We start from the raw sequence: 10378 nt of genomic DNA, 5'->3' as shown, positions 1-10378 counted from the left end.
CAAGTGCGAATCGGGTTGCAGGTTAATCCGTGCGCGGATTCTACGTCTACGTCCTCTCGAGTCATTCCCGCCGACTCTACGTCGGAGTGACCAACAATCTCGAGCGCCGACTGTACGAGCACGTTCACGGATGGTCCAAATTCACATCGAGATACAACATCAACCGGCTCGTCTACTTCGAAACGCTTCGTCACCCGATGACAGCCATTCGCCGAGAGAAGACGATCAAGCGACTGGCAAGACGTGACAAGATCAAACTCGTTGAATCCAGAAATCCCCTCTGGATCGACCTTGCCGCGGCGTGGTTCGAACCGCCATGACCGCGCCACTCTCGGCGTAGGGCAGGCCCCCGCGGCGAAGCCGCGGGGGGCGACAGCTACTCCCCGAGCTGATAGCGAACGAACCGGCGAACCTGCACGTTCTCGCCCGTCTTCGCCGAGACTTCCTTCACCAGATCGCCGATCGTCTTCTTCGGCTCACGGACCCACGCCTGGTGCAGCAGCGCGACGTCCTTGTAATACGCCTGGATCTTTCCTTCCACGATCTTGTCGATCATGTGATCCGGCTTGCCTTCAGCCTTCACCTGCTCGACGAAGATACGACGCTCGCTCTCGACCTTGTCCTGCGGAACCTGGTCCTTGTCGAGCGCCAGCGGCGCGGCCGCGGCCACGTGCTCGGCGATCCAACGACCAAGCTGCTGGAAGTCTTCCGTGCGCGCGACGAAGTCAGTCTCGCAATTCAACTCCACCAACACGGCGATCTTGCCGTTGTGGTGGATGTAGTTCGCGATCATGCCTTCCTTCACCTGACGGCCCGATCGCTTCTCCGCCTTGGCGGCGCCGGAGGAACGAAGGATCTCGACGGCCTTGTCCATGTTGCCGCCCGCCTCTTCCAACGCCTTCTTGCAATCCATCATGCCGGCGCCCGTGCGGTTTCGCAGCTCGCCGACTTCCTTTGCGCTGATCGCTGTAGCCATTGTTCAGTCCAGCTGTAGGTGTTTCTGCCGTGTTTCGTTGAAACGCCGCCGGCTATGACCGGCGGCGCTGTAATGCTTTCAGAATTTACTCGGCCTCGGAAGCCTCGGCCGGCGCATCGCCGCCGCCTTCCTCGCCCGGGCCCTTCAAGCGGGCCGCGATGGCTTCAGGCTTGGCGCGGCGTCGGCGCGGACGACGACGACGCTTCTTGTCCTCTTCGCCAGCCGGCTCGGCGCCGCGATCGGAGCTGTACGTGTAGCTCTCGCCCTCTTCCTCTTCCTGACGGACCGGCGCTTCACGACGCGCTTCGATCACTGCATCGGCAATTGCCTTGGTGATCAGCTCGACCGAGCGAATCGCGTCGTCGTTGCCGGCGATCGGAACCGTGATGAGGTCCGGATCAGCGTTGGTGTCGACGATGGCGACGATCGGAATGTTGAGCTTGTTGCCTTCGCTGACGCCGATGCGCTCCTTCTTGGAGTCGACGACGAACATGAGGCCCGGCAAGCGACCCATGTTGCGAATGCCATTCAAATACTTCGAAAGCTTCTCGCGCTCGCGACGGAGCATGAGCTGCTCTTTCTTGGTGTAGTTCTCGAACTCACCGCCTTCCTCACCGCCCGCCTCGAGCTCCTTCATGCGGCGGACCTGCTTCTTCACGGTCTGGTAGTTGGTGAGCAAACCACCGAGCCAGCGCTCGGTGATGAAGAGTGCACTCGCGCGCTCGGCCTGTTCGCGAACGATGCCGGCCAGCTGCGGCTTGGTGCACACGAAGAGCACGTTCTCGCCGCGCAAGACGACGTCGCGCGCGAGCTTCTGGGCAACTTCGATCTGCCGAAGCGTCTTCTGGAGGTCGATGATGTGGATCCCGTTGCGTTCCGCGAAAATGAAGCGGCGCATCTTGGGATTCCAACGACGGGTCTGGTGCCCGAAGTGTACGCCCGCCGCGAGGAGAGCCTCGAGCGTCGGAGCGTTGGTGGACGACTGCTGATCTGCCATGTGGAGCGATTACCCTGTGGTTTGTTGTCGTCGGATCCCTTCATCGCGGCGCTCACCAGTTGCCTGGCACCGAGCGGTCGCTCCGAGATCCTGAGTGATGAGGTCACAGGTCTCGGGTCTGTGGTCTCTGGGCAAAACCCGGAGACCACAGACCTGAGACCAAAGACCTGTTTAGCGCTTGCTGAACTGGAACCGCTTACGTGCCTTCGGACGACCCGGCTTCTTACGTTCGACCGCGCGAGCATCGCGCGTGAGCAGGCCGAGATCGCGCAGCTTGCGGCGATGGCCCTCGTCGATCTTCACCAGCGCACGCGCCACGGCGAGGCGAAGCGCCCCGGCCTGACCCGTGTTTCCACCACCATCGACATTCGCCTTCACGTCGTAGCGGCCAAGCGTGTCAGTCGACACGAACGGCTGCTGAATCGACGACACGTGCGACGGACGCGGGAAGTAGTCGCCGAGCGTACGCCCGTTGACGTCCCACTTGCCCGAACCAGGCTTGAGGAAAACGCGGCACACCGCTTCTTTGCGGCGGCCGATCGCATGAATGCTCGTTGAGTCGGCCATGGATTACTTCTCGCTCTTGGTGAAGGTCAGCGTCTTGGGCTGCTGCGCAACGTGCGGGTGCTCGGCCGTCGCGTACACGCGAAGCTTGCGGCGCAACACCTGACGTCCAAGAGCGGTCTTCGGCAGCATGCCGTAGACGGCCTTCTCGATCACACGCTCAGGATGCTTGGCGATCATGGTACCATACGGCGTGAAGCGCTCGTGGCCCATGTAGCCCGTGTGACTGAAGTAGTTCTTCTGCTCAGCCTTGCGGCCGGTCACCTTGATCTTCGACGCGTTGATGACGATGACGTTGTCACCGGTATCCATGTGCGGCGTGAAGATGGGCTTGTGCTTGCCACGGATGATGCGAGCAACTTCCGTAGCCAGACGTCCGAGGACCATGCCTTCGGCGTCGACGATGAACCACTGCTGCTCGATGTCCGAGGGCGTGGCGGAAAACGTTTTCATTGCTGAACTGGACGAACGTGGGTAAAGCACCTCACCGGTGCGGCACGCAACCCGGGTCTCGGTAGCCACTGAAGGCATTTTTTGACAGACATGCAACATAGATAAAGACTTATGACGTGTCAACTTACCACGCCAAACGCCCACAGCATGCCCCGAATGCGTCTCTCGCTCGCCTACTCTCTCGCCCTCGCGCTTGCTGCCTCGAGTTCGACCATTCAGGCACAGCGGCCGCTCAGTGGGGCAGATTCGGCCCTCGTCGGGAGAATTCTGCTCGCCGAGGACCGGCGCGACCTGAACAGTCCCGCGCTGAAGGACGGAGCCGCGAGCGCCGACGCGCACGTCCGAATGCTGGCGACACGCGCGGAGGCCCGGATTCGCGACCCGAAGTTCGCCGGGCGGACGGCGTTCCCCAACCCCGTCGCGCCGCCGACGTACTACGACCCGGCTTGGCGCCTCAGATACCGAGCGCTAGCGGCCAAAAAGGCGGACTGCGCCGCTCTCGACGTCGCGGTTCGTGATAGTGCCTGGGCCGTCCGTCTCAAGGCAGCCGACCTCGCCGGGAGCGACTGCGCCGGTGATTCCACCCTCGCGTCGACGCTGCGGAGTTGGGTTTCCACCGCCCCGTCGGCCAGCGCCCGGCGGCGCGGTGGTGTGAGCTGGCAGCCCGCCGGCCACGCGATCGTCGCTCTGGCGCGACTCGCTCCTGCGTCCTCGGGACCGCTCGCGGGGCGATTGGCCGGTAGTCCAATCCCTTGGCTGCGCACTTACGCCGCGCGCGCCGCGGTCTCGATGGGGGACTCGGCGACGCTGCGCCACCTGGCGCGCGATCCGAACGCGAACGTGCAGGAAGCTGCGCTCGACGGACTCGCGGTCGTCGCCGGTCACTCCGCCGATCAGGAATACATCGACGCGCTGTCGTCGCCTGGGTATCAGGTCGTTCGCGCCGCCGCTCGCGCGCTCAAGGGATCGCCGCGCGCCAACGACGCTCTGGTCGCGCTGTTCGCCGCGGCCCGCCGCATTCGACGCGACTCCAGCGAAACCTCACGCGATGCGCGGCTGGCTGTGCTCGTGCGACTGGGCGAATTCGCGATGGTCGCCGACGTCCCCGAGATCACCGGTCTGACGAAGGACTTCGACTGCGACGTTGCGCAGGCCGCCGCCGCGATCGTGACACGGCTCTCGCCGGCCAGCGCCGTTACGCCGGTGTGCACGCCGCTTCCCATCACGCTGCCTCCGGATGCCGTAGGACTCGCACTCGGCCGAATCGTTCGCCTGCGTGTGACGCTCGCCGATTCGAGTGGCGGCGGCTCGTTCACGATTCGTCTACGCGGCGACGTGGCGCCAATCATGGCCGCACGTATTCTCGCACTGGCGCGATCAGGCTATTACAACGGTCTGATCTGGCATCGTATCGAGCCGGATTTCGTGCTCCAGGGCGGAGGGCTCGGTGCCAATGAGTATGTTGGAAACCCGCGCTTCATGCGCGACGAACTGGGGAACGTTCCGCACGTACGTGGTACGGTGGGAATGAGCACGCGCGGTCACGACACCGGCGACGCGCAGTGGTTCGTGAACCTCCGCGACAATCTCCGTCTTAACGGCGACTACACGGTGTTCGGCGAGGTCGTGGATGGCATCGAGGTCGCGGACGACGTGCAGGAAGGCGACGTGATCGCGCGGATCACCGTGGTCAACTGAGGACTTCGATCAAGTGCCGACGATTGCGATCCACTTGCCGTCGGGACTGACAGCAATGCGAGTGGCGCCGCGCAGACCTTGCGCGGCGAAATCGCCGAGTGATGTCCACGCTGTTGCGCCTTTGGTCCACAATAGGAGCGATGATCCCGCCGCAGCGATCATCGCGTCGTTCGAGATCCACGCAACGTCCTGAGTTCCGCGTGGAAGTGCAACGAGATCGCGAGTGGCGAAGCCGGGCCACGTCGCGGCCACGACAGTCGACGTCGAATCGGCAATGCGAACGAAGGAGAAGCCGCTCTTATCGGCCAGCGGAAGCAGCGACCGTCCGACGTTCCGCGCGAGCGTGTCGGACTTTCCGGTTCGCACGTTCGTGTGGACGAGCGCGTTGGGGCGACCAAGGACGAAGAGCGCGAGATTGTTGGCGTCGATCCAGGCGTGATATCCAACTGGCTTGAGTGTTTCGATAACGAGCTTGGGATCGGAACCGTCGAGCGCAAAGCTCCACAGGCGCTGCGTCGAATCTTTCTCGACGCGAATCACCGAAAACCGCGCGCCACCGGGCATTACCGTCGCTGAATACTCGCTCTCCGGCGTGGTCGTAACGCGGGTGATTTGCTTCGACGCAATGTCGTACCGGTAGATATCCGACTGAGCATCTTCGCGCGTCGACGTGTACAGAATCGCGCGGCCGTCAGGTGTGAACGACGGCTGATTGTCATAGCCAGGCCGGTGCGTGATGTTCAGCAACGGCCCGACCACTGGTCGCCCGTTCTGTACCGAGAGCGGCGCCAGGTAGATGTCGGCCTCCGGTGCACCTTGGCCTCGCGCCGACGACGCGAGGGCGACTGCCGCGAGACCCGCGATCAGCGTACGACGCATCGTCCTTCCTCCGACTTTCGAGTTTACTCGAGCTCGATCAGCAAAGCGCCCTTTTCCACCGCCGTCCCCGGCGTGGCCTTGACCGTCTTCACCCTGCCCGCGGCCTGGGCGCGAAGCTCGTTCTCCATCTTCATCGCTTCCATCACGACGAGTCCCTGCCCTGCCTGTACCGAGTCGCCGACTTGAACGTTCACGCGGACAATCAGTCCGGGCATTGGAGCCTTGAGTGGCGCGAGACCCGTGGGACCGGCGGTGTTGCCAGCGAGATCGCGGATGGCACGAGTGCGCTCGTCGAGCGCTTCGAGATCGAAGCGGTAGCCGTCGAGCCACAGCGTGTACAGGCCGCGCGACGCGCCGGGGCGAACGACGACGCGATGAATCTCTTCGCCGATCGTGACCAATCGCACCGGGGTGCCGTCGATCTGCTCGGCGTGAGCCGCGACGTCTTCGCCGTCGATGTGCACGCCTTCGCCATCGAGCAACACCTCGTGCTCTTCATCGCCAATGCGCACGAGATACTTCATGCGTCCCCCGGAATGAGCTCGCACACGGTTTCGACGTGCGCAGTTTGCGGAAACATGTCGAATGCTCGGAGTGATGCGATTCGATAACGCGGCATGCGCGAGAGATCTCGCGCTAGTGTTGCCGGATCGCAGCTCACGTAGATCACAACGCGCGGTGCGGGTGATGTTGTCTCGAGCAACGCCGACACCTGCTCATGCACGCCCGAGCGCGGCGGATTGATCAGAACGACATCGGCCGGCAGCGCGTCAGCCAATTGGTCCTCGACGCGCCCGGCAACGGCTCGGGATCCGCCGGGTAATTGCGACGCACACACGGCAACCGCGTCGCGATCGGACTCGATGGCTACGACACGCACACCACTCTGCGCGAGCGGAATCGCCGTCGCGCCGGAACCGGCATAAGCGTCGACCGCGGTTTGCGGACGATAGCTCTTGGCGCGGTCGAGCACGTATTCGTGGAGCCGAGCTCCAACGTCGTCATTCACCTGGATGAACGACGCCGAGGCGGCCGCGGTGCCCCGCTCCGCAATCAGGGTTCGCGAACGATTCGTTGGACGCCACCACAGAGACGTGGCCGACCCGACGACCTCGAAGAACTTCGAGCGCGCAGGCCATTCGTTGCCGCCTTCCATGACGACCGACGCGCCCTCGCCAACCAATTGCACGGATGCACGCAGTTCGTCGGCGAGCGGAAAGGACGACCGCGCCTCCATGATTTCGCGCCACACTTCCATCACGCGTTCGTCCGTGATCGGGCAATCGGCGAGCTGAAAGACACCAACCGGATCGTCGTACGGATGGAGTCCGATCACCCAATCTCCGCCACGCGCCTTTCGCATCGCGAGCGTGAGCTTGCGGCGATACCGCCATTCCTTGCCGCTCTGTTCGATTGCCGGAAGTTCGACGTCGCGCTTGCCGATGCGCGTGAGCGTGTCGCGAATGATGCCGCGCTTCGCCTCGACCTGCGCATCGTAGCGCATGTGCTGCAGCTGGCACCCGCCGCACTTGTCCATGCGGTAGTGATAGCAGAGCGGATTCACGCGCTGTGGCGAGGGTGTGAGGATTTCCTCAACTGTCCCGCGCGCAAAACGCTTGCGCGTATCGAGCCGAACACGCGCGCGGTCGCCCGGCGCCGTGCGTGGCACGAAGACGACGATACCCTCGGTGCGAGCGATACCGTCACCGCCGGCAGCAATGGAGTCGATCGTCACTTCCGCAACGGTCATCGCAACGCGTCCAGGCGCGCTGCGCGAAGCCAAGCGTCAGAACCAGTCGCACCAGCAGCCGACGGCGGCGCGCTTCGCTTTGGCGCCTGTCGGTCGCGATCGGCGATGAGCGCGGCAACCACGGCAGCCGTACGCGCAACATGCGCCGGCGGCTTCGCCTGAATCAACGAATCAAGCCGACGCTCGAGCCATTGGATTTCGATCGCTCCTGCACGGAACTCCGCGTCTTCCATGACGCGCAGGTGGAAGTCGCGCGACGATTCTACGCCTTCGATCGTGAGTTCGAGCAACGCGCGATGCATGCGTTCCACCGCGGCTTCGCGTGTTGGCGCATGCACGATGAGCTTTGCGAGCATCGGATCGTAGAACAGTCCGATCTCGCTGCCCACTTCGATACCGCCGTCCCAACGTACGCCGGGACCACTCGGGAGATGCAGATACGAGATGCGCCCTGTGGACGGAAGAAATCCGTTTGACGGATCTTCGCTCGTAATACGACACTCGATCGCCCAACCGCGTGGCACGATCTCTTCCTGACGGAAGGGCAACTTCTCGCCCGCTGCGACGCGGATCTGCCACTGCACCAGATCGATCCCCATGACAAGTTCGGTCACGGGATGTTCGACCTGGAGGCGAGTGTTCATCTCGAGGAAGTAGAATTGGCCGTCGCGATCCAGCAGAAACTCGCAGGTCCCGGCATTGAAGTATCCAGCGGCGCTCGCGGCGCGGACGGCCGTCTCCCCCATCGCGCGCCGAATCTCCGGCGTCACCGCCACGCTCGGCGCTTCCTCGATCATCTTCTGATGGCGGCGTTGCACCGAGCATTCGCGCTCGTTGAGCGACAGCATCGTTCCATGCTGATCGCCAAGCACCTGAATCTCCACGTGCCGCGGACCGACGATGTACTTCTCGACGTACACTGCGTCGTCGCCAAACGAATTCTTCGCTTCGCGCTTGGCCGTCTCGAGTGCCGACTCGATTTCTTCGGGCGAGCGAACGACACGCATGCCCTTTCCACCGCCGCCTGCTGCCGCCTTGAGGAGCACGGGATATCCGAACTTCTCGGCGATCGCACGTGCTTCGTCGGCGCTCGTCAGAGCTTCGGTCGTTCCCGGAACCACTGGGACGTTCGCTTTGATCGCCAGCTGTCGCGCGGCAGTCTTGCTGCCCATCGCCGCGATCGCCTCCGCCGGCGGTCCAATGAACGTGAGCCCCGCGTCGCGAACCGCGCGCGCGAACCATTCACGCTCGGACAAGAAGCCGTAGCCGGGGTGGATCGCTTCCGCGCCCAAACGTAGCGCGGCTTCGATGATGCGATCACCCTTGAGGTAACTCTCGGCCGATGGCGCGGGCCCGATGAGGACGGCCTCATCGGCCTCGCGCACGTGCGGAGCGCGAGCATCAGCTTCGCTGTAGACGGCGACAGATGCGATGCCCATCTCGCGGCAGGCGCGAATGACGCGCAGTGCGATCTCGCCGCGATTGGCGATGAGTATTTTCTTGAACATTACAGCGGGATGTTGCCGTGCTTCTTCGCGGGATTTCGTTCCCGTTTCGTCCGCAGCGTCTCGAGAGCGTCGATCACTCGCGGACGGGTGTCTCGCGGATCGATGATGTCGTCGACGTATCCGCGCGCGGCAGCGATGTACGGATGCGCGAACTTCTCGCGATACTCTTCGATCTTGGCATCCGTTGCCGCCTGCGGATCGGGGCTTTCGTTGATCTCTTTTCGGAAGAGAATTTCGACGGCGCCCTTGGGACCCATCACCGCGATCTCAGCGGTCGGCCACGCTACGTTGTAGTCGCCGCGAATGTGCTTCGACGACATGACGTCGTACGCACCGCCGTACGCCTTGCGCGTGATGACCGTGACTTTGGGGACGGTGGACTCGCAGTACGCGTACAGCAACTTTGCGCCGTGCTTGATGATGCCGCCGTGCTCCTGCGAGACGCCGGGAAGAAATCCGGGCACGTCCTCGAAGGTGACGATCGGAATGTTGAACGCATCGCAAAAGCGAATGAAGCGCGCGGCCTTGAGCGACGCGCCGATATCCAGAACGCCAGCGAGCACCGCGGGTTGATTGGCCACGACGCCGACGCTGAAGCCGCCCATGTGTGCGAAGCCGCACAGTACGTTCTGCGCATAGTCGCGATGCACTTCGTAGAACTCGCCATCGTCGACAATGCGCCGAATGACTTCGTGCATGTCGTACGGCTTATTCGGATTGTCAGGTACGATGTCGAGCAACGCTTCGTCACGACGATCTCGCGGATCTGTCCCACGACCGCGCGGCGGATCCTCGAGATTGTTCTGCGGGATATACCGGAACAGCTCGCGGATGGCGGTAATCGTCGCCGCTTCCGAGGCATGGACGAAGTGTGCGACACCAGAGGTCGCGGCGTGCGTATCAGCGCCGCCGAGTTCTTCCATCGTCACGTCTTCGTGGGTCACCGTCTTCACGACGTTTGGACCGGTGAGGAACATGTACGATGTGCCGCGCGCCATGTAGATGAAATCCGTGATCGCTGGCGAGTAAACCGCGCCACCGGCACAGGGGCCGAGGATCGCCGAGATCTGCGGAATCACACCCGACGCGAGCGTGTTGCGCAGGAAGATGTCGGCGTAGCCACCCATCGACACGACGCCTTCCTGAATGCGCGCGCCACCGGAGTCGTTGAGTCCAACGACCGGAGCGCCATTGCGCACTGCGAGGTCCATGACCTTGCAGATCTTTTCGGCGAACGTTTCGGAGAGCGATCCGCCGAAGACCGTGAAGTCCTGTGAGAAGACGTAGACGAGTCTGCCGTCGATGCGACCGTAGCCCGTGACGACGCCGTCGCCATAAAACTTTTGGTCGCCGAGTCCGAAGTCGGTCGAGCGATGGACAACGAACCGGTCGAGTTCGACGAACGTTCCTTCGTCGAGCAGGAGGTCGAGTCGTTCGCGCGCCGACAGTTTGCCTTTGGCGTGCTGCGCCTTGAGTCGTGCGGCTCCGCCGCCCTGTTCCGACTCGGCGATTCGGCGCGTGAGAAGGTCGAGCTTGTCTCGCATCGTCATAGG

General features: G+C 63.2%; 11 protein-coding genes. 2 read left to right on the top strand and 9 right to left on the bottom strand.

Annotated elements, in window-relative coordinates:
* The first annotated feature begins 29 nt into the window (after positions 1-29).
* Complete coding sequence (locus AC6H4Z_RS12555) at positions 30-320, top strand: GIY-YIG nuclease family protein (protein ID WP_497542309.1); 291 nt, start codon at positions 30-32, stop codon at positions 318-320.
* A 56-nt stretch (positions 321-376) separates the two neighbouring features.
* Here the strand turns inward: AC6H4Z_RS12555 and tsf are convergent, their stop codons facing one another.
* The 4 genes from tsf to rplM all read right to left on the bottom strand — a co-directional run bounded on the left by tsf (position 377) and on the right by rplM (position 2990).
* Positions 377-976: a translation elongation factor Ts gene (gene tsf / locus AC6H4Z_RS12550; protein WP_497542308.1), complete on the bottom strand. Its 600-nt coding sequence runs from the start codon at positions 974-976 to the stop codon at positions 377-379.
* 85 nt (positions 977-1061) lie between these two features.
* Positions 1062-1973, bottom strand: coding sequence for a 30S ribosomal protein S2 (gene rpsB, locus AC6H4Z_RS12545; protein ID WP_497542307.1), 912 nt, complete (start codon positions 1971-1973; stop codon positions 1062-1064).
* Positions 1974-2144: 171 nt separating this feature from the next.
* Positions 2145-2540: a 30S ribosomal protein S9 gene (gene rpsI / locus AC6H4Z_RS12540; RefSeq protein ID WP_497542306.1), complete on the bottom strand. Its 396-nt coding sequence runs from the start codon at positions 2538-2540 to the stop codon at positions 2145-2147.
* Between the two features lie 3 nt (positions 2541-2543).
* Positions 2544-2990 (bottom strand): 50S ribosomal protein L13, encoded by a 447-nt coding sequence (rplM, locus tag AC6H4Z_RS12535; protein ID WP_497542305.1) that lies wholly within the window; start codon positions 2988-2990, stop codon positions 2544-2546.
* A 156-nt stretch (positions 2991-3146) separates the two neighbouring features.
* On the opposite strand from rplM, the gene AC6H4Z_RS12530 reads away from it, so the two are divergent.
* Positions 3147-4688: a peptidylprolyl isomerase gene (locus AC6H4Z_RS12530; protein ID WP_497542304.1), complete on the top strand. Its 1542-nt coding sequence runs from the start codon at positions 3147-3149 to the stop codon at positions 4686-4688.
* Positions 4689-4697: 9 nt separating this feature from the next.
* Here the strand turns inward: AC6H4Z_RS12530 and AC6H4Z_RS12525 are convergent, their stop codons facing one another.
* Genes AC6H4Z_RS12525 through AC6H4Z_RS12505 form a run of 5 tightly spaced genes read right to left on the bottom strand, consistent with a single transcriptional unit; the run spans position 4698 to position 10369 of the window.
* Positions 4698-5567 (bottom strand): TolB family protein, encoded by an 870-nt coding sequence (locus AC6H4Z_RS12525; RefSeq protein WP_497542303.1) that lies wholly within the window; start codon positions 5565-5567, stop codon positions 4698-4700.
* Between the two features lie 23 nt (positions 5568-5590).
* Positions 5591-6091: an acyl-CoA carboxylase biotin carboxyl carrier protein subunit gene (locus AC6H4Z_RS12520; protein WP_497542302.1), complete on the bottom strand. Its 501-nt coding sequence runs from the start codon at positions 6089-6091 to the stop codon at positions 5591-5593.
* Positions 6088-7317, bottom strand: a complete 1230-nt coding sequence (locus tag AC6H4Z_RS12515) for a class I SAM-dependent RNA methyltransferase (RefSeq protein WP_497542301.1) — start codon at positions 7315-7317, stop codon at positions 6088-6090. Before AC6H4Z_RS12515 ends, AC6H4Z_RS12520 begins: the two co-directional genes overlap by 4 nt.
* Complete coding sequence (accC, locus tag AC6H4Z_RS12510) at positions 7314-8825, bottom strand: acetyl-CoA carboxylase biotin carboxylase subunit (RefSeq protein ID WP_497542300.1); 1512 nt, start codon at positions 8823-8825, stop codon at positions 7314-7316. The genes AC6H4Z_RS12515 and accC overlap by 4 nt, the downstream gene beginning before the upstream one ends.
* Positions 8825-10369 carry an acyl-CoA carboxylase subunit beta gene (locus tag AC6H4Z_RS12505; protein ID WP_497547038.1) on the bottom strand — a complete coding sequence of 515 codons (1545 nt, stop codon included), beginning with the start codon at positions 10367-10369 and terminating at the stop codon, positions 8825-8827. Before AC6H4Z_RS12505 ends, accC begins: the two co-directional genes overlap by 1 nt.
* Positions 10370-10378 lie beyond the last annotated feature (9 nt).

The sequence above is a fragment of the Leucogemmata humicola genome (assembly GCF_055379415.1).
The sequence above is the reverse complement of the archived record's forward strand: the minus strand, read 5'-3'. Positions and strand labels throughout refer to the sequence as shown.

Coding starts and splice junctions, on each gene's coding strand:
- tsf (WP_497542308.1), bottom strand. CDS start 976: ATGGCTACAGCGATCAGCGCAAAGGAAGTCGGCGAGCTGCGAAACCGC.
- rpsB (WP_497542307.1), bottom strand. CDS start 1,973: ATGGCAGATCAGCAGTCGTCCACCAACGCTCCGACGCTCGAGGCTCTC.
- rpsI (WP_497542306.1), bottom strand. CDS start 2,540: ATGGCCGACTCAACGAGCATTCATGCGATCGGCCGCCGCAAAGAAGCG.
- rplM (WP_497542305.1), bottom strand. CDS start 2,990: ATGAAAACGTTTTCCGCCACGCCCTCGGACATCGAGCAGCAGTGGTTC.
- AC6H4Z_RS12530 (WP_497542304.1), top strand. CDS start 3,147: ATGCGTCTCTCGCTCGCCTACTCTCTCGCCCTCGCGCTTGCTGCCTCG.
- AC6H4Z_RS12525 (WP_497542303.1), bottom strand. CDS start 5,567: ATGCGTCGTACGCTGATCGCGGGTCTCGCGGCAGTCGCCCTCGCGTCG.
- AC6H4Z_RS12520 (WP_497542302.1), bottom strand. CDS start 6,091: ATGAAGTATCTCGTGCGCATTGGCGATGAAGAGCACGAGGTGTTGCTC.
- AC6H4Z_RS12515 (WP_497542301.1), bottom strand. CDS start 7,317: ATGACCGTTGCGGAAGTGACGATCGACTCCATTGCTGCCGGCGGTGAC.
- accC (WP_497542300.1), bottom strand. CDS start 8,825: ATGTTCAAGAAAATACTCATCGCCAATCGCGGCGAGATCGCACTGCGC.
- AC6H4Z_RS12505 (WP_497547038.1), bottom strand. CDS start 10,369: ATGCGAGACAAGCTCGACCTTCTCACGCGCCGAATCGCCGAGTCGGAA.